Below are 25118 nucleotides of genomic sequence, written 5' to 3'. Positions count from 1 at the left end.
ATCGCTATTCGGGTCCATATATGGGTCCAAGCTCACCGAATAGCCTGACTATTGACTTTCATGGACCCAAAGGAGGGTCCATGTCTCTCACAGACACCGCACTCAAGGCGCTCAAGCCGAAGGATGCCTCGTACATCGTCAGTGACGATCGCGGGCTGTACGTAGAAGTGCTGCCGAGTGGCAGCATCGTCTGGCGTTACCGCTATCGGCTGGATGGCAAACGGGAAAAGCTCACACTCGGCAAGTACCCCGCCCTTACCCTGAAGAACGCCCGCCTGAAGCGGGATGAGGCGGCACATCTGGTGGCGCTGGGCCAGTCTCCAGCACAGAAAAAGCAACAGGAGAAAGTGGCCGGCGCAGAAGATGCCACCGTGGCCGACTTCGCCGAACGCTTCTTCAAGGACATCCAGTCGCGCGACCGCAAGGATGTGACCATGCCTCGCCGCTACCTGGAGAAGGACATCCTGCCGCACATCGGCAGCAAGCCGGTCCGGGACATTACCGCCGAGGATGTGCGCAGCGCCATCTGGCGCAAGAAGGAACAAGGCTTCGATGCCGCCGCCGGCCAGGTGCGCGGCCTGCTCAAGCGCATGTTCGATTACGCGCTGACCTGCGGCCTGATCCAGGCCAACCCGGTCATGGCCCTGCCGATGCGGCACGTCTACCGCGCCGCCGCCCGCGAACGGGCGCTGACGCCGGACGAAATCCGGCAGTTCCTGCGCGCCATGCAGGCTTCCAACATCCGTCGCCAGTTCAAGATCGCCTTCCAGTTGATCCTGATGACCCTGGTGCGCAAGTCCGAACTGATGCTGGCGCAGTGGAAGGACGTGCATCTGGACGAAGGCGAATGGCACATTCCGGTTGAGAACTCCAAGACCGGCAAGCCGCACATCGTCTACCTGTCCACCCAGGCGCAGACACTGTTCAAGGAACTCAAGCCGCTGGCCAGCAGTAGTGACTGGGTATTGCCGGGACGTGGCACCCTGGCCAAGCCCTTCGCCAACAATGCGCTGAACCAGGCGCTGAAGGTGTCATTGCAGGGGCAGGAGATCCCCGCCTTCACGATCCATGACCTGCGACGTACCGCATCGACGCTGCTGCACGAACAGGGCTGGGTTTCGGATGTGGTGGAAAAAGCGCTGAACCACACCATCGGCGGCGTGCGTGGCGTCTACAACCGGGCGGAGTATGCCGAGCAGCGGCGGGAGATGTTGCAGGCATGGGCGGACTATATCGACGGGCTGGCACCGTCGGCCAATTTGGTGGTGTGAGTCCGGCCGAGGCGTTGGTGGCCTTTTCCCTTTTTTGGGTAGGGCCGTTACCCCTTGGTTGCCATTCCCTTGCCTCTGCCTTTTCCTTTTTGGCAAGCATTTGTGATCGACGATGATTATCAGATACTGATACAATTTTGAATCAACGTGTCATTGGATTCGCGATCATGAAGCGCTGCATTGTGGGTATCCGACAGCCAGAAGGTCCGCCACCGAAGGGAAGCGAAACGCCCAGTATTTGGTTTCCGTCTCTGGCATCACTGGCCGCAGTGCTGTCGGACGACAACCGCCGCCTGCTGCGCCTGATCCATGACCAACAACCCAAGTCTCTGACTGAGCTGGCCGAGCTCAGCGGCCGCAAGGTACCGAACCTGTCACGCACTCTGAGAATGATGGCCGATTACGGCCTGGTATCGCTGCAGCGCAATGTTCGGGATGTTCAGCCGACCGCACTGGCGACTGAGTTCCTGGTGGTGCTGGATTAATGGGAGCGGACATGAGGATAGCTTGCTGATAAACCAGGCAGAACAACTGCTCGACAAGAAACTGCCCCATTTTCGGCACACGCTTCGTGCTTGCGCCAAACCAGATAAATTGAAACAGGAACAACCCTATGACCAGCACCCAACAACGCGCCGCCTTGCAACGACAGATTTGGCAGATAGCCAATGACGTACGCGGCGCGGTCGACGGCTGGGATTTCAAGCAATACGTGCTCGGCACCTTGTTCTACCGCTTCATTAGCGAGAACTTCGCCAGCTACATTGAGGGCGGTGATGACAGCATTGACTATGCCCGACTGCCTGACGGCGTCATCACTGCGGACATCAAAGATGATGCCATCAAGACCAAAGGCTACTTCATCTATCCCAGCCAGCTGTTCGCCAACGTAGCCGCCGGTGCCAACGCCAACGAAACTCTGAATACCGATCTAGCTCGCATCTTCGCCGCCATCGAAAGCTCGGCCAGCGGCTACCCGTCCGAGCTCGACATCAAGGGTCTGTTCGCTGATTTCGACACCACCAGCAACCGCCTCGGCAACACCGTCAAGGAAAAGAACGCCCGTCTTGCCGCCGTGCTCAGGCGTGTGGCCGAACTCGACTTCGGCGGCTTCGACGCCAGCCACATAGACCTGTTCGGCGACGCCTACGAGTTCCTTATCTCCAACTATGCGGCCAACGCCGGCAAGTCCGGCGGCGAGTTCTTCACCCCTCAGAACGTCTCCAAGCTGATTGCGCAGCTGGCCATGCACAAGCAGGCCAGCGTCAACAAGATCTACGACCCTGCCTGCGGTTCCGGCTCACTGCTGCTGCAGGCCAAAAAGCACTTCGATGCCCATATCATCGAAGACGGGTTCTACGGCCAGGAACTCAACCACACCACGTACAACCTGGCGCGGATGAACATGTTCCTGCACAACATCAACTACGACAAATTCAACATCCAGTTGGGCGACACGCTGCGGAACCCGCATTTCGGCGACGAGAAACCCTTTGATGCCATCGTATCCAACCCGCCGTACTCGGTGAAGTGGATCGGCGGCGACGACCCAACCCTCATCAACGACGATCGCTTTGCCCCAGCCGGCGTGCTGGCACCCAAGTCCAAAGCCGACTTCGCCTTCGTGCTGCACGCGCTGCACTACCTTTCGGCCAAAGGTCGCGCCGCCATCGTCTGCTTCCCCGGTATCTTCTACCGTGGCGGAGCGGAGCAAAAAATCCGCCAATACCTGGTGGACAACAACTATGTGGAAACGGTGATTTCGCTTGCGCCCAACCTGTTCTTCGGCACCACTATTGCGGTAAACATCCTAGTGCTGTCGAAACACAAGACCGACACCAAAATCCAGTTCATCAATGCCAGTGGCCTGTTCGACAAGAAAACCAACAACAACGAACTGTCCGATAAACACATCGAACAGATCATGCAGGTATTCGACAGCAAGGCCGACATTGAGCACTTTGCCAAAGCGGTGGATTACGACGCGATCGCTGCCAACGACTACAACCTGTCGGTGAGCAGCTATGTTGAAGCCAAGGACAACCGCGAGGTGGTGGACATTGCTCAGGTCAATGCCGCTCTGAAAACCACTGTAGCCCGGATCGACAAGCTGCGGGCGGAGATTGATGCGATCGTGGCCGAGATTGAAGATGGGGAAGTTAAAGCATGAGTCGAATTGCACAATTAATTTCGGAACTCTGCCCAGATGGGGTGGAGTTCAAAGCACTTGGGGATATCTCCGAACTCGTGCGAGGCAATGGCCTGCCCAAATCCGTATTTGCGGAATCTGGTATTGGCTGCATCCACTACGGTCAAATTTACACGTACTACGGAATTTGGGCGACAAAAACCATTTCCTTCGTCGCTCCGGAAACAGCCATGCCGCTCGCCAAGGTTGACACTGGCGACATAATAATAACCAACACGAGCGAAAATATTGAGGACGTGTGCAAAGCGGTCGCATGGCTTGGTGATTCGCAAATCGTGACGGGTGGTCACGCGACTGTTATCAAACATCAACAAGACCCAAAGTACCTGTCATATTACTTCTGCACCCCGGAGTTTTTCGATCAGAAGAGAAAGTACGCGACTGGAACGAAGGTTATTGATGTATCAGCGAAGAGCCTTGCGAAGATTCGCATTCCTGTTCCACCGCTCGAAGTACAGTACGAAATCGTGAAAATTCTTGACACTTTCACGGAGCTGGAAGCGGAGCTGGAAGCGGAGCTGGAAGCGCGTCGGCGGCAATATAAGTATTACCGCGACGCGCTTCTCGCGTTCAATGAACGCACAGATAGCGCAAGCAAGCAAGCAAGCAAGCAAGCAAGCAAGCAAGCAAGCAAGCAAGCAAGCAAGCAAGCAAGCAAGCAAGCAAGCAAGCAAGCAATTATAAGGTGGATGATGCTGAATGAAATAGGAAAATTCATCCGCGGCCGTCGATTTACCAAAGCTGACTATGTGGAAAATGGCATCAATGTCATCCACTACGGCGAAATCTATACGCAGTACGGTGTATGGACGGACAAGGCTATTTCGCAGGTCAGGTCGGACATGGCAAGCACCCTGCGCTATGCCCAACCTGGCGATGTCGTCATTACCGGTATCGGAGAAACCGTCGACGATGTCGGAAAGGCGACGGCATGGATTGGCGATAAAGAAGTAGCCATCCACGACGACTGTTATGCCTTTCGCCATGATATGAATCCGAAGTTCGTTTCCTACTGCATGCAGACAACTTCCTTCATTTCGGAAAAAGCGAAGTATGTGGCACGCACCAAGGTCAAAAGACTGTTGCTTGATGGTTTCTCAAAAATCCGTATTCCAGTGCCGCCACGGGAAGAGCAGGACCGCATCGTCGCCATCCTCGATAAATTCAATACCTTGACGAACTCCATCAGCGAAGGCTTGCCGCATGAAATCGAACTGCGACGCAAGCAGTACACGCATTACCGCGACAAGCTATTGAATTTCGTGGAGTTGGAGGAAGCCGCATAACATGGGCAAGACGCTCGGGGAAGTCGCCAAACAACTCGGAGAGACCGAAAAAAAGGTGCTGCTGATCTACGCCTTCAACGGTTCGGGCAAGACGCGTCTTTCCCGTGAGTTCAAGCAGCTAGTCGCCCCTAAGAATGGAGACACTGAAGGATTGGCTGCTGATCAATCCGAGTCGCCGCGCAATAAAATCCTGTATTACAGCGCCTTCACCGAGGACCTGTTTTATTGGGATAACGATCTGACTCAAGATGTTGAGTACAAGTTGCGAATTCAACCTAATTCATTCACGGACTGGTTGCTCACGCTGCTCAGGGATCTGGGGCAGGATGGAAATATCGTCAGATACTTCCAGCACTATGCCAACGACAAATTGACCCCCCATTTCAGCGAAGACTTCTCCGAAGTCACCTTCTCGCTGGAGCGTGGCGACGATGAAAGCTCCGGCAGCCTCAAAATCTCGAAAGGCGAAGAGAGCAACTTCATTTGGAGTGTTTTCTACACACTGCTGGACCAAGCCATCAGCACGCTCAATGTCGCCGAACCGGAAAATCGCGAAACCCGGCAATTCGACCAACTAGAATATGTATTCATCGACGACCCGGTGAGCTCACTGGATGAAAACCACCTGATCGAGTTGGCCGTCAATCTGGCGGGGTTGATCAAGACCAGTCCGCCCGGCCTGAAATTCGTCATCACCACCCACAGCCCGTTGTTCTACAACGTGCTCTACAACGAACTCAACGCCAAGACCTGCTATTTACTGGAGCGGCTCGAGGATGGCACCTTCGCCCTCTTGGAAAAGAAGGGAGATTCCAACAAGAGTTTTTCCTATCACCTGCATCTAAGAAAAACCCTTGAGCAAGCGATTGCCGCCAATCAGGTCGAGCGTTATCACTTCACACTGCTGCGCAACCTCTACGAGAAAACCGCCAGCTTTCTGGGCTACCCGCAATGGTCGGAACTCCTGCCCGACGACAAGCAGGCCTATTTGAATCGCATCATCCAATTCACCAGCCATAGCACCCTGTCCAATGAAGCGGTAGCCGAGCCAACGCCGCAAGAAAAGCAAACGGTCAAATTCCTGCTGGACAATCTGATCAACAACTATGGCTATTGGCAGCAACAGGAAATGCAGAATGGTTGAGTACATCAAGCCCATCGCCGAGTCGAACAACTTCATCGTGCTCGACAGGTACGTCAAGGATTGGAAGGTTGCCGAAAGCTACCAAAGCGAAGGCGACCTGGAACGCGAGTTCATCCAAGATCTGGTAAATCAGGGTTATGAATATCTGCCCGACCTGAAAACACAGCAAGGCTTGCTGGCCAACGTCCGTGAACAATTGCAAACCCTGAACGGCGTCCGATTCTCGGACGGTGAATGGGCGCGCTTCGTGGAAACCTGGCTGGACAAGCTAAGCGATGGCATCGTCGAAAGAACCCGCAAGATTCATGACGATTACATCCATGACTTCGTGTTCGACGATGGCCGTATCCAGAACATCTACCTGCTCGACAAGAAGAACATTGCCCGCAACAAGGTGCAGGTGATCAAGCAGTTCGAGCAAACCGGCAGCCATGCCAACCGCTATGACGTGACCTTGCTGGTCAACGGCCTGCCGCTGGTGCAGGTAGAGCTGAAAAAGCGCGGTGTGGCTATCCGTGAAGCCTTCAACCAGGTGCATCGCTACAGCAAGGAGAGCTTCAACAGCGAGCATTCCCTGTTCAGGTATTTGCAGCTGTTCGTCATCTCCAACGGCACCGACACGCGCTACTTCGCCAACACCACGCAGCGCAACAAGAACAGCTTCGACTTCACCATGAATTGGGCGCAGGCCGACAACAGCCCGATCAAGGACTTGAAGGACTTCACCGCGACCTTCTTTCAGAGGCATACCTTGCTCAATGTGCTGCTGACCTATTCGGTGTTCGACGTCGGCAATACTCTGTTGGTGATGCGGCCCTACCAGATTGCTGCGACCGAGCGCATCTTGTGGAAGATCAAGAGCGCCTATCAGGCCAAGCACTGGAACAGCACCGAAGGCGGCGGCTATGTCTGGCACACGACGGGTTCGGGCAAGACCCTGACCAGCTTCAAGGCTGCGCGCCTAGCGACGGAACTGGAGTTCATAGACAAAGTATTCTTCGTGGTAGACCGCAAGGATCTGGACTACCAGACCATGAAGGAATATCAGCGCTTTTCGCCAGACAGCGTGAACGGCTCGGACAGCACTGCGGGCTTAAAGCGTAATCTGGACAAAGACGACAACAAGATCATTGTCACCACTATCCAGAAGCTCAATAACCTGATGAAGAGCGAAAACGACTTGCCGATCTACGGTAAGCAGGTGGTCTTCATCTTCGACGAGTGCCACCGCAGCCAATTTGGAGAGGCACAGAAGAACCTGAAGAAGAAGTTCAAGAGGTTCTACCAGTTCGGTTTTACCGGTACGCCGATCTTCCCGCAAAACGCGCTGGGCGCGGACACCACCGCCAGCGTGTTCGGCCGGGAACTGCACTCCTACGTCATCACCGATGCCATCCGCGACGAAAAGGTGCTCAAGTTCAAAGTGGACTACAACGACGTTCGCCCGCAGTTCAAGGCCATCGAAAGCGAGCAGGACGAGAAGAAGCTCAGCGCGGCGGAAAACCGGCAGGCCTTGCTGCACCCGGATCGCATCCGCGAAATCACCCAGTACATCCTGAACAACTTCCGGCAGAAGACCCACCGCCTGCAAGCGGGTGCCAAGGGCTTCAATGCCATGTTTGCCGTGAGCAGCGTGGATGCGGCCAAGCTCTACTACCAAGCCTTCAAGACCCTGCAGAAGGACAGCGACAAGCCTTTGAGGGTCGCCACCATTTTCTCCTACGCCGCCAACGAGGAACAGGACGCAGTAGGCGACATCGCGGACGAAGGCTTTGAAGTTTCGGCCATGGACAGCAGTGCCAAGGAGTTCCTGGAAGCGGCCGTTGCCGATTACAACGCACTGTTCAAGACCAGCTTCAGCGTGGACAGCAAGGGCTTCCAGAATTACTACCGCGACTTGGCCAAGAGAGTCAAAGAGCAGGATGTCGATTTGCTGATCGTGGTCGGGATGTTTCTGACCGGCTTCGATGCGCCCACGCTGAACACCTTGTTCGTGGACAAGAACCTGCGCTACCACGGCCTGATCCAGGCCTATTCGCGCACCAACCGTATTTTTGACGCCACCAAGACCTTCGGTAACGTCGTCACCTTCCGCGATCTGGAACAGGCGACCGTTGCTGCCATCACCTTGTTTGGTGACAAGAACACCCGGAACGTGGTGCTGGAGAAAAGCTACGCCGAGTACATGGAGGGCTTCACCGATGTCGTCACGGGCGAGGCGCGACGTGGCTTCAAGGATGTGGTGGGTGAGTTGGAGCAGCGCTTTCCCGACCCCACCAACATCGTCAAGGAATCCGACAAGAAAGCCTTTGCCAAACTGTTCGGCGAATACCTGCGCGTGGAAAACGTGCTGCAGAACTACGATGAATTCGCCAGCCTGAAAGCCTTGCAGGACATTGACACGAGCGACCCGCAGGCGGTGGAGGACTTCAAGACGAAACACTACCTAAGCGACGAAGATTTGGCCGTATTGCAGGCGATACACATGCCCGCCGATCGGAAAATCCAGGATTACCGCTCCACCTACAACGACATCCGCGACTGGCTGCGCCGGGAGAAAGCCTCGGCGGAAAAAGAAAAATCCAGCATCGACTGGGATGATGTGGTGTTCGAGGTAGATCTGCTCAAGTCGCAGGAAATCAACCTGGACTACATCCTGGAATTGATCTTCGAGAAGAACAAGAAGACCAAGGACAAGGTGGCTCTGATCGAGGACGTGCGTCGGGTGATCCGCGCCAGCCTGGGTAATCGCGCCAAGGAAAGCCTGGTGGTGGACTTCATCAACCAGACCGACCTGGATGGGCTGGGCGACAAGGCCAGCGTGATCGAGGCATTCTTTAGCTTTGCCCAGGCCGAGCAGCAGCGCGAGGCTCAGGAGTTGATCAACGACGAGACGCTGAATGCAGAGGCGGCCAGACGGTACATCAGCACCTCACTGAGACGCGAGTTCGCCAGCGAGAACGGCACCGAACTCAATGCCCTGCTGCCCAAGATGAGCCCGCTCAATCCGGAGTACCTGACAAAAAAGCAAAGCGTCTTCCAGAAGATCGCCGCGTTCGTCGAAAAATTCAAAGGGGTAGGTGGGCAGGTGTAACCGGCCAGAGTTATCGCACTGGCGTTAAAGCGTGCCTGGTCGACGTACAGACCACGTTGAGATACTTGGTATGAATGGCAAAAAATTGATCCGCAACAGCACAGCCGAGTTTCTGATCTTCACTGGCCAGGCCGGCGAACAGAGCATCGAGGCCCGCTACGAGGACGAAACCCTGTGGCTGTCGCAGAAGCTGATGGCCGAGTTGTTCGGGGTGGACGTGCGCACCGTCAGCGAGCACCTGAAGAACATCTTTGCCAGTCATGAGCTCGCGCCTGAGGCAACTATCCGGAAATTCCGGATAGTTCAGCAGGAGGGCCAGCGGGAGGTGTCCCGCGCGGTGGACTTCTACAACCTCGATGCCATCATTTCCGTCGGCTATCGGGTCAACTCCCTACGCGCAACGCAGTTCCGCCAGTGGGCGACCGGCGTCCTGCGTGAGTTCGCCATCAAGGGGTATGTGCTGGATCGTCAGCGCATGGAAAACGGCAGCTTCCTGGGCGAGGACTACTTCGAGCGGCTGCTGGCGGAAATCCGCGAGATCCGCCTCAGCGAGCGACGCTTCTACCAGAAGATCACCGACATCTACGCCACCAGCGTGGATTACAACAAGGACGCACCAACTACCAAGGCATTCTTCGCCAAAGTACAGAACAAATTGCATTACGCCATCCACGGCCATACCGCGGCAGAGTTGATCCGCAAACGGGCCGATAGCAGCAAGCCACATATGGGGCTGACTTCCTGGGCGAGCGCGCCCGAAGGCAAGATCCTGAAAACCGACGTAGCCGTGGCCAAGAACTACTTGACCAAGGACGAGTTGGATTCATTGGGTCGTATCGTCAACGCCTATCTGGAGTTGGCCGAGGATCGTGCTCGCCGCAAGATTCCCATGAGTATGGAAGACTGGTCCAAGCGGCTGGACGCCTTCCTAGAATTTGATGAACGGGAAGTGCTACAGAGCAGCGGCAAGATTTCTGCGAAACTTGCCCAGACACATGCGGAAAGCGAATTTGAGAAGTACAGAATTGTGCAGGATCGCCTGTTTGAAAGCGATTTCGACAAAGCAGTGAAAAAACTGACGGCCGGTGAGTCAAACACCAGAGATGGCGGATAAGCCTCAGGTTCCCAGATAGATAGACGTCACTTTCAGCCTTTCATGCCCGAGTTCATGGCTGATCTGCTGTCGGGCGTGTTGGTCACTCATTCTCTGACTGCTACTGAGCTGAGCTTTATCAGGGCCACCCGCCGCCGGCGCCTTCCATCCCGTCAGCACCTCATACCGCATCTGCGCATACCGATGCCGCAGCCCGTGCATGTTGCTCAGCCCTGCTGCCTTGCACTGACCGTCGTAGGCATGGCGCTGTTGGATGTAGGTCTTGTGTGATGGAATCAATGATCCCAGGCCTGCCAAGCGATGGGCCTCATCCAGCACGGCACGCTGCTCCGGTGTCGTGATCGGCACCGTCCGGTCGCGTCCACCCTTGGCCCATGACCCCTTGATGGCGATGTGGTCGCTACGGTCGGCATAGCGGGGTTGGAACTTGATGGACTCTTCGCGGCGCAGGCCGAAGGCCGCTTGCAGGCGCAGGCTCATGCGGACGTGCGGATCGGTGATCCGGTCCAGCCTGTCATCGAGTTCCTTGGCCTTGCTTTCGCCGGTCACATAGCGTCGTTCAGGGATACCCAGCTTGGTGTTGTCCGCTGGCAGGATGCCTGCCTTGCCGACCTTTTCGGCCCACCAGCGCAGGTGCGCCATACGATTCTTCAGCGTGCCGGCCGACAGACCTTCGGCTTGCCAGCGCTGCAACAAGGCTTCGACATGCTTGCCCTTGAGCGAGGTGGCTTGCATCTGGCGGAAGCCTGCTTCGCGCAGTTGACGGGCGGCCAGGGTCAGCGACCGTTGCCGATCCGCCTGGGTGGCGTGGCTGCCGTCGCGGTTGCGTAGGCAGAGCTGGCGCAGGGTATAGGTCAGGTCGTCCATTGGTGTGGACCTCCATCGGCTTTGGGGCTGAGATACAAGGGTCAGTGTTTTTGCCAACTCGCCAAGGCGAGATCCCCGAAGGGCAAGGGCCAGGTGCTCAGTTCACCTGTGGCCTCGAATGAGACGTCCGCCTTGCTTCCTGTGGGAAGGCCGAGCGGAGGAATTGCGAGAGACGACAACACGATGTGCTGGGATGGGTACCTCCTGTGGTGCAGTGTGGAAAAGGTGCCGGCTGGCTGCGCAAGGTCGGGCGACCAGCGATGAGCGCCTAGAACGGGGATGTGTGTTGCGACGATGGCGGGACGAACCACGCCGAGAATGAGAAAAGCTCTGCCCATGGGTAGGGCGGCACACAGAGCGAGCCTGGGTGTGCCTGGTTGGTTCCGTCCGGCGAACCGGGTCGGCGCTTGCAGGAACCTGCGCCAGGGTTCCGGTGTTCATACCCACCGGCAGGTCGTTGCTGGGCCAGTGTGTCGGGGCATCGTCATGTGCGCAGCCATCAATGCGATGCTGCGCCAACCCGCATTGCTGCTGCAGTTTGCCGGGCCGTCACTGCGGCGTGCAGTGACGGCCCTATCGGCCTTACGTCGCACCCAGCGGATCGAGCCTTGCAGCAGCATGCGTGTTCCCTGGGCCTGTTGGCAGCGTTCCGCTGTCAGCCATGCATCCGATGATCTGCCCGATGGGCAGCGATGGCGTCTTCAGCATGCGCCGGATCTGCTCCAGATGCCGTTGCGCCACTTCGCGCGACGCAGGTTTTGCGGCTTGGTTGCTGGACGCTGGAGAAGGGGCCGGCGGCGAGCCATGCTGGCTGTTGCTGATGGCCTGCATGGGTGTCTGCTGTGGAGTGGATTTGCGCGCCGCCCAGAGCTTGAACACGCCTTCCACGGCCTTCTTGATCAACCCGTAGAGGTAGGCGATGGCGTTGTGCACGCTACCTGATTCGCAGCGCACGTTCCACTCGGCCAGCACTGCCAGGCGTTGCTCCGGAGGCAAGCCCCTGAGACGCGCGGTGAGAACCCGTTGCTGATCCTGCGGCAGTTGCCGGAAGCGGGCTGGCACATCTGACCTGGATACCTGCTCTTCGGTTGGTGAGCGGTACGTACGTACTTCTTTTAATACTTCTTTTACAGTACGTACTGCTGTCGCAGACGCCGGTACGGGTTTCGGAATGTCGCTGCTGGCTTCGGGCACGCGAGCATCAGGCGAAGTAGGACCACCAGGACTGCCCGGATCATGGTCATCGCCCCGGTGTTGCAAGCGCCTGATCCGCTCTTGCATTGTTGCGGGCAGCTTTCCCAACCTGTCTGGATGGCGCATGGCCTCGTCGAGAATGGACTGTGCCAGTTGGCGAATCGTCGCACTGGCATGGCCGAGCGCCCGTTCCAGCAGGGGCAGGTAGTCCTCGTCCTCCATGCAGGCGTCGTCGAACGCGAGGGGCTGATTGCGCACTGCGTAGCGGCTGGCCATCGAAAAGCCAGTCATGGGATTGCGGCGGTACTCGACCAGCGCAATCCACGTGGACAGTCGCAGGCACAGCACGGCCCTGGACACGGTTTCAAGGGCCGCCCGCTTGCTGCCCGGTGCACTGGGCAGGTACCCGCGCAACGCGTCATAGCTGAGAACCACGGTGCCGTCGCTGCTGGCCAGCGCGCGGAAAGTCAGCCAAGCGTTGCGCTCCAGAGGCGTCAGCCGCTCATCGAGCAACAGGGCTTTCGGGGTGATGATGTCTGAAGCTTGGTGTGACATGGTGAGGCTCCTATCGGTATCGGCCAACTGGCCAAAGGAGCTGTCATCTCACCCCGGCATCATCGCTGTCGCAGCCATCAATCCGAACTGCGTTCTTCCCGATTTTTCGGGCTGAAGCAGGGCGCAACATCCTTGGTGTTCCGAGTCAGGAGGTGGGAAAATGAGCCTTCGCTACGGTCATTGGACGTTGCTGAACGCCGATGGCCATGTTCGCCGTCCTTGATCAGACCGCTTACTGGCGCGCTGCACCGGCGACGAGAGCGAGGGGAGCGTCCAGGGAGGGCCATCCGCCGCCACCAAGGGACACGCTTGGTATTTGGGTCCAAGAATAGGTCCAAGCGCGTTTCGTAACCGCCATGACTACCTTTAAAATCAACGACATGTGGGATAAATGCCGCTTCTGTATCGGAAAATAAGCCTGAGCGGCGGCGTTTTGCAGCGCTGCAGCTCAGGGCTTGCGCGCCGCTTCCACCAGGCATTCCGACAAGCGGTCGAAATGCGACAACGCCGCCTGGCTGAGTTCGACCTGCTTGCGGCGCGCGTCCTCGGTATCGACGAGCAGTACCCAGCCTTTCTCGCGCATCGATTTCAAGCGTGCGTGCAAGGTCGCGGGCGACCCTATGCTGTCCACCGCCATCACATCGCGCACAGACAAGCGGCGTTGTTCCTGCGACGCGCGCGCGATCAGTGTGAGTATGCGTTCTTCCAGGGGATCGAGCGATGGCAGCGCGGGCAGGCCGCGCAGCGCATCGGTCAGGCGCAGAAAGCGCATGTAGATGTCGGCGGGTCTCTTTTTTTCTTTCATGGATAATGGACGCAGCGACTGACAAGCGGCGGAATTCCAAATATGGAGAACATTCTAGATCAGGGTAAGTGGGCTCTGGTGACGATGGCGCTGTTCCTGGGCAGTCTGGTAGTCAATGAATGGGTGTTCACCAACCTTGAGTTTGTGCGGGGCGTCAATTGGATCTATCTGCCGGCGGGCGTGCGCCTGATATGCACCTTGCTGTTTGGCCTGCCCGCGGCGCTCGGACTGTTGGCTGGATCGTGGATCGCCTGCTTCTGCTACTACTTTCCGGACGACATGCTCCGCTCTGTCGCGGGGGGCATCATGGCCGCTGCCGCTCCCTACCTGGCGTGCCGCTGGGCCCGTTCGGCACTGCGATTGCAGCCCGACCTGGGCAACCTTACCGCCTGGCGCCTACTGATCTGCGCAGTGGTCTATGCGGTAATGAATACGACCATTCACCATCTCTGGTTCTTTCTCCAGGGAGAGAGAGCCGTGCTCGCCGACGGCTTCATCGCGATGCTGACCGGAGACATTGCGGGATCCTTGATCGTGTTGTACACGCTCAAGGTAGTCAGTGCCTTGGGACGCTCGTTGTTGCGCCGACGCGCGGCCTGACTGCCCTAAGGGACCAGCCTCAGGTTTAGCCCGCCACCGCGGCCGGGTTGCCTTCGGATTCGCTGTCTTCCTGTACCGGCGCAGGCGGCGAGGCCGCTTCGGCATTGCCCAAGGCCCGCTGGGCGCGCTCGGCCAGCAGGCGCATTTCCCGCGCTCTTTTGCCATGCAGCACCCGGCCGAATGTGTTGAGGTTGAGCGCCATGGTTCTCAGCTCCGACAACTCACTATCCGACAAGGCGATGCCGCTATCCCTGTGTTGCTCGACCCGGTCCAGCACGCCTGAACAAGCCTCGTGGAACGTTGCATACTCGTTCCACAGATTGTCGGACGCGCTGTTCCCCGGGAAAGACGTACTAGGTGCCATTGACACTCCTTTGCGGGATCACTGAGCCAATTTCTTCGGTGATCGCACATCATCTTCGGGGTATACACGCGAACTATTAGTTATAAATTCTATAACCAATTGGAAAAACAATCTTGCGACCTTGCCGCACGTCCTATATTTCTGGAAAATCCGCCCACACCGGGCGGCGCTCTATCCGGAACTCGCATGCACCCCGACATACGCCTCGCCAGCCTTGACGACCTGCCCGACATCGAGCGGATCGTCGCGCAAGCCTACGGCCACTATGTTGCGCGCATCGGCGCAACACCTGGACCGATGCTCGACGATTACGCCATCCGCGTCGCACAAGGCGTGGTCCATGTGCTGCGGGTGCACGGTACCGTGCAAGCTGTGCTGGTCCTGATTCCGGAACCCGACTGCCTGCTGCTGGACAACATCGCGGTGGATCCGCAAGCGCAGGGCAAAGGCTATGGCCGCGACCTGATGCAATTCGCAGAAAATGCAGCGCGCCAGGCCGGGTATACCTGCATCCGGTTGTACACGCAGGAGAAGATGACCGAGAACATCGCGATCTACACGCGGTACGGATACATGGAAACCCATCGCGCGGAAGAAATCGGGCTGAAGCGCGTTTTCATGAAAAAAGCCCTTATATAAGGGCTATTCTTACTTTTTTATTAACACGAGCATTTGCTCATATTAATAAAAATCCATTCACTCATCGCGGTCCTGGGCAACGACGCGCTGCGCGCGCCGATTGCTGGCCAACGATTTCGCATATACCGAATCCGGCCGTATGCGATGCGCAATCACGTAACCCGTGATGCAGGCCAGCATGAGCGGCAGCATGACTTCATAGCTGAGCGTCATCTCGAAAATCATCAGAATGGACATCAATGGCGCATAGGTGGTGGCAGCCAGCAACGCCCCCATGCCCACCACCGCATAGCTCGATACCGCCGACAGATCCCCCGCGGGAAACAAAGCCTGCAGGCCGGTCCCATACAAGGCGCCCAGCGCCGCCCCCACGAACAACGTCGGCGTGAACACGCCGCCTACCGCGCCCGATCCCACGCTGGCCGCGGTGGCCAGCGTCTTCAAAAGCAGGATGGCGGCCACCGCCTGCCAGGCCCACTGCGTATGCAACATGCTGTTGACCACGCTGTAGCCATTGCCCCAGACCTCGGGATTCACCACCGACAAAGCGCCGACGATCAGTCCGCCCAATGCCATGCGCGCCCACAGCGGCGCGGGCACGCGGCCGAACGCGGCGCGCGCCGTGTCCAGGAAACGCAGGAATTGCGGCGCTGCGAGGCCGGCGATCACCCCCAATCCCAGATAGTTGATGACCTCCCAGCCAGACACGAAAGTGAAGGGCGGCATATGGAAAACCGCGTCGTAATGCAGGATCTGGCGCGTCACGATGTTCGCCACGACCGACGATACGACCAGCGGCACCAAGGTGGCCGAAGCGATCGCGCCGTAAACAATCTCGGATATGAACAAGGCGCCGGCGATGGGCGCGTTGTAGGCGGAAGTAATCCCCGCCGTGGCGCCGCAGGCGACCAGAAGGCGCAGATGCCTGGGCGGAAGCACCAGATAGCGGCCGGTCAGGGATGACAACATCGCCGCCAGCTGCACCATGGGACCTTCGCGGCCGATGGAGGCGCCGGAACCGATGGAAAAAATCGACGACAGGCTGCGCGCGACCGTCTGGCGAAAGCCGATGACCCCGCGGCCGATGGAAATCGCCTCCATATAGTCCGCCGCGCCGCGCCTGGGCAGCCATCTGGCCGCCATTTGCAGTATGGCGCCCGCGATGGCGCCACCTATGGCCGGCATCAGGAAGCGTTGCCAGGAACTCAGCCCGCGCGCCAGGGACACCATGCCATGAGGAGTGTCCTCCCCACCCAGCAACATTTGCGTCCAGGCCAGCATTTCCCGGAAGACCACGGTGGCCAGCGCCCCCAATAGGCCCATCAACGCCGCCGCGCAGAGCGTGGCCGGCAAGTTGTCCGCCAACAAACGGCTACGCAGCCAGATTGCCCAGCCCGCTTTCTTGATTCTGATTTCTGTCGCCATGGCGGAATTCTACGGCGGAACCTGCTCACTTTTTGTTCAGTTCCCAGTCAAGAAGAGCTGCACGTCTCCCCTCGAATGCCTCTTTCCGCGAACGCCTTGGAGAGCCTCTAAACGCCGCCAGAAGGCCGAAAAAGCAGGGTGGCAACCCGACGTTTTTCGGGGTAAAAGTGCCGTTTTTGGAACCCGTCCGGCAGAAACGCCCTGTGGATAACTCCTAAGTAGCCGCCTTGTGCACATTTTGTGGAGGCAAGTTGAACAAGCGGGGGTTTCGGACAGGGTCCAAAATCTTGTCCAACTTCAGCTTTTTTCCCACACAGAGTTCTTGCACAGCCAAAAACGGCTGCAAGCTGATGAAAAAAAAGAGGTTTTCAAGGTTAAGGTAGTTATCCACAGGCCTTATTAATCATTAGTCTTTATATAAAGAGAAATAAAGGAAAAGCCAAACATGCTCTCCCATTCCGCCCAGCCATCCCCCCCCGGACTCCGTCCATGCGCATCCTTCTGATAGAAGACGAAGCCGAACTTGCACGCTGGCTTTCAAGAAGCCTGGCCAGGCACGCTGGTTTCGTCGTTGAGTGGGCTGATGACGGGCTGGTCGCCGAAAGAAGGCTGGCGATGGAAGAATTCGACGCGGTCATCCTCGATCTGGGACTACCGGGTATGGATGGCCATGCTTTGCTCGCGAAGATTCGCGCGCGGGACGACCGTACGCCGGTCCTGGTCTTGACCGCGCGCGATTCGTTGGCCGAAAAAATCGGGACGCTCCACCAGGGAGCAGACGATTTCCTGCCAAAACCGTTTGTTGTGGAAGAGTTGGAAGCGCGGTTGATCGCACTCATCCGACGCAGCCGTGGGAGAGAACACCCGCGCCTTACACTGGGAAACCTGGTTTTCGAGACTTCCGCTCAAAAATTCACGGTCAACGGACAGCCCTTGCAGTTATCCCCACGTGAACACTCGGTTCTGCGGGTACTGATCCAAAAAAGCGGCGAACCCATCAACAAGCAGCAGATCCTGGACCGCATCCTGACCGACGATGCGGACATCAACCTGGAAGCCATCGAGGTGGTGGTGCACCGTTTGCGCAAAAAATTGGCCGACACCGGCGTGCAGATCGTGACCATGCGAGGCATGGGCTACTGCCTGGAGAACCTTGTTGACAACTAGAAGTGCGCAAAAAAAAGGGTTTTTCAGTGCAAAAAAGCGCAACCGCACACTGAAGACCCAGCTCCTCTGGTGGCTGATCCCGACCCTGGTCTTCGTGATGATGGGTGCCCTGTGGCTGTCGAACCACCAGCTGCGCAACCAGGTCGACATTGCCTATGACCGTTCGCTTTCTGGCGCGCTCCGCGCGATCGACCACAACATATCCACAGCCAGCGGTGGATTAGCCATGGAGCAGCCATACCTGATGCTGGAATTTTTCGAGCTGACGGCCAATGGCAGCGTGTTCTACCGGGTCGCCACCGAGGACGGGCTGGCCGAAATCGGCAGTCCGGGACTGCCCATGCCTGCCGAACCGCTGATTTCGGGCGAACCGCGCTTTTTCTACGCCGATTACCAGGGCACGCCAGTGCGGGTTGCGGCGCTGGCACGGCCCATGGATCCACCTCTGTACGCAAATAAAGGGGGACGGGTTATCGTGCAGGTAGCCGAAGGCCTGGATACCCGCCAGGCCTTCCTGCACCAGGTGCTGGTACGCTCGGTGGAGCGGGACCTGGCCGTGATCCTGATCAGCGTTCTGGTGATCATCCTGGGGGTTTTCATGGCCCTGCGCCCCCTGGTCAGGCTGCGTCAGGAGGTGGAAGGGCGTTCCGCGGACGATTTAAGCCCCGTGAGCGCGTCGGACATGCCAGGTGAGGTCCTACCCCTAGTCGCGGCCGTAAACCTCCACATGGCCCGTTTTGCGGCCCAGGCGAGGGTCCAGAGCCAGTTCCTGGACGACGCCTCGCACCAGTTGCGCACTCCGTTGTCGGTTTTGCGGACCCAGACCGCCTACGCCCTGCGCGAAACAGACCCCCAGGAGGTCCGTACAGCCCTTCTGGCGATGCAGGAGGGCCTGGACAGGGCCGTACGCACCACCAACCAAATGCTCGCCCTGGCGCGCGCTAAAGACGCCTCCCTGGCCGAAGGCGGTTTCAGCCCCGAACCGGTGGATGTGGTGGAGCTGGCTGACGGGGTCATCCGCAGCCTGCTTCCGACCGCCCGAGCCCGCCAGCTCGACATCGGCCTGGAGGCCGAGATCCGCCCGGTGGCGGTCCAGGGGGCGGACTGGCTGCTGAGGGAAGCGGTCAGCAACCTGGTGGACAACGCCATCCGTTACACCTCGCCCGCAGGGGAGGTCACGGTAAGGGTGCAGATCGACGCCGGGCAGGCCCGGCTGGTGGTCGAGGACAGCGGCCCGGGCATGTCGGCGGAGGACATCGCCCGCGCCTGCATCCGCTTTCGCCGGGGAGCTGCTGGCAAGAACAAGCCCGGAGCCGGCTTGGGGCTGGCCATCGTCGGGACGATTGCCGAGATCCTGGGGGCGCGGCTGGTCCTGGAGAACCGGGTGCCCTTGCCAGGCCTGAGGGCGGCATTGGTGTTTACCCTGGAAAAACAGGAAGATGCTGCGGCGCACCAGGAAAATGCCGGAATTTGAAAGCTTTTGGAAAGCTTCGTTTTTGTACGGTTGCGTCCACTGGGGCCGTTATCACGGAAAGAACCGTCTGAGCAGAGCTTCCAGCCATACCTAGACCTATAAATCTCGGAGACGCAAAAAATGCAGACTAGTCTGAAACTGCGCCTGGCCGCCGTCGCGGCGCTGGGCACGATTACCTTGTCCCTGGGCGCCGCTCACGCGGCCGACGAGCCGCGCCGCCCGGAATGCATCGCGCCCGCCCAGCCTGGCGGCGGTTTCGACCTGACCTGCCGCCTGGCCACCGAAGGCTTGAAGCAAAGCGGCGCGCTCAAGAGCACCATGCGCATCGTCTACATGCCTGGCGGTATCGGCGCCGTGGCCTACAATAACATCGTGGCCCAGCACCCGAACGAACCGGGCACCATCGTGGCCTTTTCCGGCGGTTCGCTCCTGAACCTGGCCCAGGGCAAGTTCGGCAAGTACAACGTCGACGACGTGCGCTGGCTGGCCGCCATCGGCACCGACTATGGCGTGGCTGTCGTCCGCAACGATTCTCCATACACCGACCTGAAGAGCCTGATGGACGCCTTCAAGCAGGATCCGACCAAGATCGTGCTGGGCGCCGGCGGCACCGTGGGCAGCCAGGACTGGATGAAGGCCGCGCTGACCGCCAAGGCGGCGGGCGTGGATTTCAAGAAGATGCGCTTCGTGGCGTTTGAAGGCGGCGGCGAAGCCGTGACGGCCTTGCGCGGCGGCCATATCCAGGCCTACATGGGCGATGCGGCGGAAGCCTTCACCATGTTGGAAGGCGGTGCTCCCATCCGCGTACTGGCGGTGTTCAACGACCAGCGCCTGCCGGGCAAGCTGGGCACCGTGCCCACTGCCAAGGAGCAAGGCTACGACATCGTCTGGCCGATCATCCGCGGCTTCTACGTCGGCCCGAAGGTATCGGACAGCGACTACCAATTCTGGGTCAACGCCTTCAACAAGGCCACGGCCTCGCCCGAGTTCGACAAGCTGCGCCAGCAGCAGGGCCTGTTCCCCTTCAACAAGACGGGTCCCGAGCTGGACGCCTACGTGAAGAACCAGGTCAAGGTCTACGGCGAACTGGCCGACTCGTTCGGCCTGGTCAAGAAGTAAGCCGCAAGGCTCTCCTCCCTATCGCGTTGTTCTAGCTTCCCCGCCGCCGGCATAGCCGCGGCGGCAGGGGAGCGCTGCGCCGCGCGATGCGACTACAACGGAAAAGTGATCATGAACGATCGAATACTGGGTGTGGCGGCGCTGGCGCTGGCCGCCTTCATGACCGCGGCGGGTTGGGGAATCGAAGCCCCCTTCGCCTATGAACCGGTGGGCCCGCGCGCCTTTCCCTTGCTGCTGGCGCTGATCATCGGCGTGTGCGGCCTGTGGCTGGTCTACAAGGGCGGTCATCAGGTCGAGGCCAATCCGCCCGGCGCCAATGCCCGCATCGCGCTGATGATGGCATTCGCGGTGGCGTATGCCTTCCTGTTCCAGTGGCTGGGTTTCGTGATCGCGACCACTTTGATGACGATATTCGTCGGCCGCCTGTTCGGAGGCGGCTGGATCAAGTGCGCCATCGGCGGCGCCGTCATGAGCGTGCTGTTTTTCTTGCTGTTCGACAAGGTGCTGGACGTGGTCCTGCCTACCGGTTTGCTGGAGACCCTGATATGAGCGGCATTCTTGATCACTTGGCGATAGGCTTCGGCGTCGCCTTTTCGCTGACCAACGTGCTGGTGGCCATGATCGGTTCGTTCATCGGGACCATGGTGGGCGTATTGCCCGGCCTGGGACCGGTCAACGGCGTGGCGATGCTGATCCCGATCGCGTTTGCCATGAACTTGCCGCCCGAGACCGCGCTGATTCTGTTGGCTGCCGTCTATGTGGGCGCCGAGTACGGTGGCCGCATCACCGCCATCCTGTTGAACGTGCCGGGCGAGGCCAGCGCCATCATGACGACGCTGGATGGCTATCCGCTGGCGCGGCAGGGCATGGCCAGCGTTGCGCTGTCGCTCTCCGCCTGGTCTGCGTTCTTCGGCGCCATCGTGTCGGTCGTGGGCATCATCCTGCTCGCGCCGTTGCTGGCCAAGTGGGCGTTGGCCTTTGGTCCTGCCGAGTACTTCGTGTTGATGATTTTCGCGTTCTGCTGCCTGACCAGCCTGCTGGGCAAACAGCCCGTCAAGGGCGTGCTGGCGGCGATGATAGGCCTGTCGATTTCGGTGGTCGGCGTGGACGCGAACTCCGGCGTCTATCGCTACACCTTTGAATCGGTGCATCTGGCCGACGGCATCGAGTTCGTGGTGGTGGTGATTGCGCTGTTCGCGGTCAGCGAGATGCTGGAAATGCTGGAAAAGGTCATGTCCGGCCATAGCGTCGAGGTCAAGCCCAGCGGCCGCAAGCTCTTCAACCTGAAGGAAATGGCGCTCACCTGGTGGAGCGTGGTGCGCAGCTCGCTGGTAGGCTTTGGCGTGGGCGTGTTGCCCGGCGCCGGCGCCAGCGTGGCCGCGGCCGTGGCGTACTCGCAGGAAAAGCGCATCATCGAAGCCAAGGATCCGGACGCAAAGTTCGGCAAGGGCGACATGCGCGGCCTGGTCGCGCCGGAAGCCGCCGCCACGGCATCGGCCATCGGCTCGTTCGTGCCGATGCTGACGCTGGGCGTGCCCGGTTCGGGTACCACTGCCGTGATGATGGGTGCGCTGACGCTCTACAACATCACCCCGGGTCCGGTGCTGTTCGACACCAAGCCCGAGCTGGTGTGGGGCTTGATCGCGTCGCTGTTCGTGGCCAACGTGCTGCTGTTCGTCATGAACGTGCCGCTGGTGCGCTTCTTCGCCAAGGTGCTGTCGGTGCCGGGATGGCTGATGGTGCCTGGCATCTTGTGCATCAGCTACATCGGCGTCTACGCCATCAACGCGGGCACCTTCGATTTGCTGCTGGTGGCGGGCATAGGCGCGCTGGGCTACTTCTTGCGCAAGTTCGGTGTGCCGATGGCCCCGCTGGTACTGGGCGTGGTCTTGGGCAACATGATGGAGCAGAACCTGCGCCGCGCCCTGTCGATGACCGATGGTGATGTCGGCGTGCTGTTCGCCAGCCCGGTGTCGATTGCGATGTGGGTGGGGGCGGCCGCTGTCGTGGTCGTGCCGCAAATCATGCGCCGCATGCGCAAAGCGAAAGAGCTTGCCGCTGGTCCGGCCTGATTCCATGGCGGCGCGGCTGTTGTAAAGGGCAACAGCCGCGCTGCGGGATCTGGTTCGGGAATTGCATAGGGCGCCTTATGGGCGCCCTTTTTTTTCGTGAATCCGCTTTGAATCGGCTCTATCTTTAATGCGAGCTTTTATTCATGTTTTTCAACTGGAACGCTTGTATATAGAGCCAGCGAGAAAATTCAATCCACCATGGAGTATTGAGTAGAGGGCGTCAAACCTGCGCCAGACGCTCCAGGGCCGAATCGAGCGTCGCGTCTTTTTTTGCGAAGCAGAAACGCACGATGCGGTGGTTCGATTCGGCGGCATCGGGCTGGCGATAGAACGCCGATACCGGTATCACCGTGACGCCATGGTTCACCGTCAGATCGCGCGCGAAGTCGGCCTCGTTCTGTTTGGAAATCTGGCTGTAGTCCGCCAGCAGGAAAAATGTGCCCGGGCTGGGCAGGGGGCGGAATCGGGTCTTGGCCAGCCCTTGAGCGAGGCGGTCGCGCTTGGCCTGATAGAAGGCGGGCAGGTCGAGGTAAGGCTTGGGATCGCGCATGAACTCGGCCAGCGCGAACTGCATGGGCGAGGGTACGGTGAACACCATGAATTGATGCACCTTGCGCAATTCGGCGCTGAGCTGACGCGGCGCGCAGCAATAGCCGATCTTCCAGCCGGTGGTGTGATAGGTTTTGCCGAAGGACGAGATCACGAAGGCATGCTCGGCCAGCAAAGGGCGGCGCGCCACGCTGGCATGCGGCTTGCCATCGAACACAATGTGCTCGTAGACCTCGTCGGACACCAGCAGCACGCCCGTGTCGCGCACGATGGCTTCCAGCGCGTCCAGGTCGCTGTCATCCAACACCGCGCCGGTCGGGTTGTGCGGAAAGTTCAGCATCAAGAGGCGGGTCTTGGACGTGATGGCATCGCGCACACGCTGCCAATCGATGCGGTAGTAGGGATCAGCCTCGGTGGGCGCGCGCAGCGGCACCGGCACGGCAGTGCCGCCTGCCAGCCGGATCGCCGGCAGATAGGAATCGTAGCAAGGTTCGATGACGACGACTTCGTCGCCGCTACCTACGGCGGCCAGCACGGTTGCCATCAACGCTTCGGTCGCGCCGCTGGTGACGGTGATCTCGGTTTCCGGATCGTAGGCATGGCCATAGAGTTCGCGCGTCTTGGCAGCGATGGCTTCGCGCAAGGGCGCCACGCCTGGCATGTAGGGATACTGGTTGTGGCCGTCGGCCATGGCCTTGGACACTAGGGCGCACAAGGCGGGATCGGGGTCGAAGTCGGGAAAGCCCTGGCCCAGGTTGATGGCTTTGTGGTCGATGGCCAGGCGGCTCATCACGGTGAAGATGGTGGTGCCAACGTCGGGAAGTTTGGATCGGATCATGGTGGACGCGAGAGTGAACGTTGCTAGCAGAGAGAGTTTTCGTAAGTATCCCACTAACTCATAATTCGGTTTTCACATGAGCTTAAGGTGCGGCGGTATCGTGGGTCAGAACATGTTGTGGAGGGTGTTGGGCGGTTTGGCGCTGGCATTGGCTGGCGCATTATTGGCGTTATGGGCGCACATCCCGCTGCCGTGGATGCTGGGCGCGTTGCTGGTGACCGCAGCTACGCGCATTGCGGGTTTGGGCACCGCGTGTCCGAGGCCGGCGCGCAATGCGGGCCAGTGGGTCATCGGTACTTCCTTGGGCCTTTACTTCACGCCGCAGGTGATTGGCCACATAGGCAGCAACGCCGGACCTATCATCGTCGGGATGTTGTTCGCGTTGGGCCTGGCCTTCATGGGCACGGCGATCCTGCGCCGCTACACCGATGTAGATTTCAAGACGGCCTGGTTTTCGTCCGCCATCGGCGGAGCGAGCGAAATGGCGAACCTGGCCGAGCGCCACGGAGCGCGCATAGATCGGGTGGCGACGGCGCATAGCGTGCGCGTGCTGATGGTGGTGGTCGCCGTGCCCTTCATCTTCCAGTGGTGGGGCGTGGCAGGGCTGGATCCCACGATTCCTGGACCCAAAGTGGTCCATGCTTGGGGGCTGGCGGCACTGGTTACGCTGACCTGCGTCGGCGGCGCTGCCTTCATGAAGCTGCGGCTGCCGAATCCCTGGGTGCTGGGCCCGATGTCGGTCGCAATGATCCTGACGGCCAATGGCATCGAGCTGTCGGCCTTGCCAGACTACGTGCCGAAGATTGGCCAGTTGCTGATAGGCTGGTCGCTGGGCGATCGCTATCGGCCGGATTTCTTTCGGGCCGCGCCGCGTTTCATCGGGGCTGTGGCCGGCTTTACGGTGGCTGCGCTGGCGCTTGCGTTTGGTCTGGGTGCCTTGCTGTCGCTATGGTCCGCCGCTCCCATTCCCACGTTGATTCTCGGTACTACGCCGGGTGGCATTGCCGAGATGGCGATCACGGCCAAAGTGCTGCAGCTAGGGGTTCCTGTGGTCACCGCCTTCCACGTTACGCGCATGGTTTTTGTGGTGATTGTGACTGGTCCGATCTACGCATTCATGGCGCGCCGGCAGAGTCGTAAACCCTAGCGGAACGAGACCCAGTATTAAAAATACGACATTGGGGTAAACAACTATATGAGTCTGTAATGCGTGCTGAGTATGCTGATTACGCAGTTGATTCAAGCAGCGCGCGGACTCGTTCTGCAGCTAGGCGGCAAGCGGGAACGCAGCAGCAACGCAGGTACTACTACCGGTCGTTCAGTTCTCACGGC

Annotated in this window: 21 protein-coding genes; 15 read left to right on the top strand and 6 right to left on the bottom strand. The window is 59.2% G+C overall.

The window, feature by feature from the left end; all coding sequences use genetic code 11:
• Positions 1-80: 80 nt before the first annotated feature.
• From N5C88_RS00185 to N5C88_RS00155, 7 genes are all read left to right on the top strand, one after another.
• Complete coding sequence (locus N5C88_RS00185) at positions 81-1271, top strand: integrase arm-type DNA-binding domain-containing protein (RefSeq protein WP_033936968.1); 1191 nt, start codon at positions 81-83, stop codon at positions 1269-1271.
• 167 nt (positions 1272-1438) lie between these two features.
• On the top strand, positions 1439-1756 hold the full coding sequence (locus tag N5C88_RS00180; RefSeq protein ID WP_025981589.1) for a MarR family transcriptional regulator: 318 nt from the start codon (positions 1439-1441) through the stop codon (positions 1754-1756).
• A gap of 128 nt (positions 1757-1884) precedes the next feature.
• Positions 1885-3441, top strand: a complete 1557-nt coding sequence (locus N5C88_RS00175; RefSeq protein WP_033978286.1) for a type I restriction-modification system subunit M — start codon at positions 1885-1887, stop codon at positions 3439-3441.
• Complete coding sequence (locus N5C88_RS00170; RefSeq protein ID WP_135804765.1) at positions 3438-4766, top strand: restriction endonuclease subunit S; 1329 nt, start codon at positions 3438-3440, stop codon at positions 4764-4766. Before N5C88_RS00175 ends, N5C88_RS00170 begins: the two co-directional genes overlap by 4 nt.
• Position 4767: 1 nt before the next feature.
• The gene (locus tag N5C88_RS00165) at positions 4768-5910 is read left to right on the top strand and encodes a hypothetical protein (protein ID WP_019727090.1); all 1143 of its coding nucleotides are present in this window, start codon (positions 4768-4770) and stop codon (positions 5908-5910) included.
• Positions 5903-9004, top strand: coding sequence for a type I restriction endonuclease subunit R (locus tag N5C88_RS00160; protein ID WP_033936963.1), 3102 nt, complete (start codon positions 5903-5905; stop codon positions 9002-9004). Before N5C88_RS00165 ends, N5C88_RS00160 begins: the two co-directional genes overlap by 8 nt.
• Positions 9005-9074: 70 nt before the next feature.
• Complete coding sequence (locus tag N5C88_RS00155; RefSeq protein WP_019727088.1) at positions 9075-10118, top strand: virulence RhuM family protein; 1044 nt, start codon at positions 9075-9077, stop codon at positions 10116-10118.
• A 3-nt stretch (positions 10119-10121) separates the two neighbouring features.
• Here N5C88_RS00155 and N5C88_RS00150 read toward each other — a convergent pair whose 3' ends face one another.
• From N5C88_RS00150 to N5C88_RS00140, 3 genes are all read right to left on the bottom strand, one after another.
• Entirely contained in the window at positions 10122-10985 is an 864-nt protein-coding gene (locus tag N5C88_RS00150; protein WP_019727087.1) for a phage integrase N-terminal domain-containing protein, read from the bottom strand.
• A gap of 582 nt (positions 10986-11567) precedes the next feature.
• Positions 11568-12734 (bottom strand): STY4528 family pathogenicity island replication protein, encoded by a 1167-nt coding sequence (locus N5C88_RS00145; protein WP_033936959.1) that lies wholly within the window; start codon positions 12732-12734, stop codon positions 11568-11570.
• 448 nt (positions 12735-13182) lie between these two features.
• Entirely contained in the window at positions 13183-13539 is a 357-nt protein-coding gene (locus N5C88_RS00140) for a transcriptional regulator (protein ID WP_054455821.1), read from the bottom strand.
• A 42-nt stretch (positions 13540-13581) separates the two neighbouring features.
• On the opposite strand from N5C88_RS00140, the gene N5C88_RS00135 reads away from it, so the two are divergent.
• Positions 13582-14139 (top strand): hypothetical protein, encoded by a 558-nt coding sequence (locus N5C88_RS00135; RefSeq protein WP_280014431.1) that lies wholly within the window; start codon positions 13582-13584, stop codon positions 14137-14139.
• Positions 14140-14164: 25 nt separating this feature from the next.
• On the opposite strand, the gene N5C88_RS00130 is transcribed toward N5C88_RS00135, so the two are convergent.
• Positions 14165-14503: a hypothetical protein gene (locus N5C88_RS00130; RefSeq protein WP_124260365.1), complete on the bottom strand. Its 339-nt coding sequence runs from the start codon at positions 14501-14503 to the stop codon at positions 14165-14167.
• 186 nt (positions 14504-14689) lie between these two features.
• Here N5C88_RS00130 and N5C88_RS00125 point away from each other — a divergent pair, with 186 nt between their 5' ends.
• On the top strand, positions 14690-15142 hold the full coding sequence (locus tag N5C88_RS00125; RefSeq protein ID WP_118932729.1) for a GNAT family N-acetyltransferase: 453 nt from the start codon (positions 14690-14692) through the stop codon (positions 15140-15142).
• A 57-nt stretch (positions 15143-15199) separates the two neighbouring features.
• On the opposite strand, the gene N5C88_RS00120 is transcribed toward N5C88_RS00125, so the two are convergent.
• A complete protein-coding gene (locus tag N5C88_RS00120) occupies positions 15200-16567 on the bottom strand; it encodes a ClcB-like voltage-gated chloride channel protein (protein ID WP_118932728.1) in 1368 nt (455 codons plus the stop codon).
• Between the two features lie 489 nt (positions 16568-17056).
• Between N5C88_RS00120 and N5C88_RS00115 the strand changes: the two genes are divergently transcribed.
• From N5C88_RS00115 to N5C88_RS00095, 5 genes are all read left to right on the top strand, one after another.
• Entirely contained in the window at positions 17057-17734 is a 678-nt protein-coding gene (locus tag N5C88_RS00115) for a response regulator (RefSeq protein ID WP_013397059.1), read from the top strand.
• Between the two features lie 97 nt (positions 17735-17831).
• Positions 17832-19208 (top strand): sensor histidine kinase, encoded by a 1377-nt coding sequence (locus tag N5C88_RS00110; RefSeq protein WP_251879576.1) that lies wholly within the window; start codon positions 17832-17834, stop codon positions 19206-19208.
• 120 nt (positions 19209-19328) lie between these two features.
• Positions 19329-20327 carry a tripartite tricarboxylate transporter substrate binding protein gene (locus tag N5C88_RS00105; protein WP_059376284.1) on the top strand — a complete coding sequence of 333 codons (999 nt, stop codon included), beginning with the start codon at positions 19329-19331 and terminating at the stop codon, positions 20325-20327.
• Positions 20328-20438: 111 nt separating this feature from the next.
• Positions 20439-20876, top strand: a complete 438-nt coding sequence (locus N5C88_RS00100) for a tripartite tricarboxylate transporter TctB family protein (RefSeq protein ID WP_059376281.1) — start codon at positions 20439-20441, stop codon at positions 20874-20876.
• Complete coding sequence (locus N5C88_RS00095) at positions 20873-22399, top strand: tripartite tricarboxylate transporter permease (protein ID WP_059376280.1); 1527 nt, start codon at positions 20873-20875, stop codon at positions 22397-22399. Before N5C88_RS00100 ends, N5C88_RS00095 begins: the two co-directional genes overlap by 4 nt.
• 220 nt (positions 22400-22619) lie before the next feature.
• Here N5C88_RS00095 and N5C88_RS00090 read toward each other — a convergent pair whose 3' ends face one another.
• Positions 22620-23786 carry a pyridoxal phosphate-dependent aminotransferase gene (locus tag N5C88_RS00090; protein WP_280014430.1) on the bottom strand — a complete coding sequence of 389 codons (1167 nt, stop codon included), beginning with the start codon at positions 23784-23786 and terminating at the stop codon, positions 22620-22622.
• Positions 23787-23862: 76 nt separating this feature from the next.
• On the opposite strand from N5C88_RS00090, the gene N5C88_RS00085 reads away from it, so the two are divergent.
• Entirely contained in the window at positions 23863-24933 is a 1071-nt protein-coding gene (locus tag N5C88_RS00085) for an AbrB family transcriptional regulator (RefSeq protein WP_059376274.1), read from the top strand.
• The last annotated feature ends 185 nt before the right edge of the window (positions 24934-25118 follow it).

The organism is Achromobacter sp. GD03932 (genome assembly GCF_029839485.1).
Classification (GTDB): Bacteria; Pseudomonadota; Gammaproteobacteria; order Burkholderiales; family Burkholderiaceae_B; genus Achromobacter; species Achromobacter bronchisepticus_A.
This window is presented reverse-complemented; position numbering and strand designations above follow the sequence as displayed.

What these genes read in the sequence shown, in the direction of transcription:
- N5C88_RS00185 (WP_033936968.1), top strand. Translation starts at nt 81, where the DNA reads ATGTCTCTCACAGACACCGCACTCAAGGCGCTCAAGCCGAAGGATGCC.
- N5C88_RS00180 (WP_025981589.1), top strand. Translation starts at nt 1,439, where the DNA reads ATGAAGCGCTGCATTGTGGGTATCCGACAGCCAGAAGGTCCGCCACCG.
- N5C88_RS00175 (WP_033978286.1), top strand. Translation starts at nt 1,885, where the DNA reads ATGACCAGCACCCAACAACGCGCCGCCTTGCAACGACAGATTTGGCAG.
- N5C88_RS00170 (WP_135804765.1), top strand. Translation starts at nt 3,438, where the DNA reads ATGAGTCGAATTGCACAATTAATTTCGGAACTCTGCCCAGATGGGGTG.
- N5C88_RS00165 (WP_019727090.1), top strand. Translation starts at nt 4,768, where the DNA reads ATGGGCAAGACGCTCGGGGAAGTCGCCAAACAACTCGGAGAGACCGAA.
- N5C88_RS00160 (WP_033936963.1), top strand. Translation starts at nt 5,903, where the DNA reads ATGGTTGAGTACATCAAGCCCATCGCCGAGTCGAACAACTTCATCGTG.
- N5C88_RS00155 (WP_019727088.1), top strand. Translation starts at nt 9,075, where the DNA reads ATGAATGGCAAAAAATTGATCCGCAACAGCACAGCCGAGTTTCTGATC.
- N5C88_RS00150 (WP_019727087.1), bottom strand. Translation starts at nt 10,985, where the DNA reads ATGGACGACCTGACCTATACCCTGCGCCAGCTCTGCCTACGCAACCGC.
- N5C88_RS00145 (WP_033936959.1), bottom strand. Translation starts at nt 12,734, where the DNA reads ATGTCACACCAAGCTTCAGACATCATCACCCCGAAAGCCCTGTTGCTC.
- N5C88_RS00140 (WP_054455821.1), bottom strand. Translation starts at nt 13,539, where the DNA reads ATGAAAGAAAAAAAGAGACCCGCCGACATCTACATGCGCTTTCTGCGC.
- N5C88_RS00135 (WP_280014431.1), top strand. Translation starts at nt 13,582, where the DNA reads ATGGAGAACATTCTAGATCAGGGTAAGTGGGCTCTGGTGACGATGGCG.
- N5C88_RS00130 (WP_124260365.1), bottom strand. Translation starts at nt 14,503, where the DNA reads ATGGCACCTAGTACGTCTTTCCCGGGGAACAGCGCGTCCGACAATCTG.
- N5C88_RS00125 (WP_118932729.1), top strand. Translation starts at nt 14,690, where the DNA reads ATGCACCCCGACATACGCCTCGCCAGCCTTGACGACCTGCCCGACATC.
- N5C88_RS00120 (WP_118932728.1), bottom strand. Translation starts at nt 16,567, where the DNA reads ATGGCGACAGAAATCAGAATCAAGAAAGCGGGCTGGGCAATCTGGCTG.
- N5C88_RS00115 (WP_013397059.1), top strand. Translation starts at nt 17,057, where the DNA reads ATGCGCATCCTTCTGATAGAAGACGAAGCCGAACTTGCACGCTGGCTT.
- N5C88_RS00110 (WP_251879576.1), top strand. Translation starts at nt 17,832, where the DNA reads ATGATGGGTGCCCTGTGGCTGTCGAACCACCAGCTGCGCAACCAGGTC.
- N5C88_RS00105 (WP_059376284.1), top strand. Translation starts at nt 19,329, where the DNA reads ATGCAGACTAGTCTGAAACTGCGCCTGGCCGCCGTCGCGGCGCTGGGC.
- N5C88_RS00100 (WP_059376281.1), top strand. Translation starts at nt 20,439, where the DNA reads ATGAACGATCGAATACTGGGTGTGGCGGCGCTGGCGCTGGCCGCCTTC.
- N5C88_RS00095 (WP_059376280.1), top strand. Translation starts at nt 20,873, where the DNA reads ATGAGCGGCATTCTTGATCACTTGGCGATAGGCTTCGGCGTCGCCTTT.
- N5C88_RS00090 (WP_280014430.1), bottom strand. Translation starts at nt 23,786, where the DNA reads ATGATCCGATCCAAACTTCCCGACGTTGGCACCACCATCTTCACCGTG.
- N5C88_RS00085 (WP_059376274.1), top strand. Translation starts at nt 23,863, where the DNA reads ATGAGCTTAAGGTGCGGCGGTATCGTGGGTCAGAACATGTTGTGGAGG.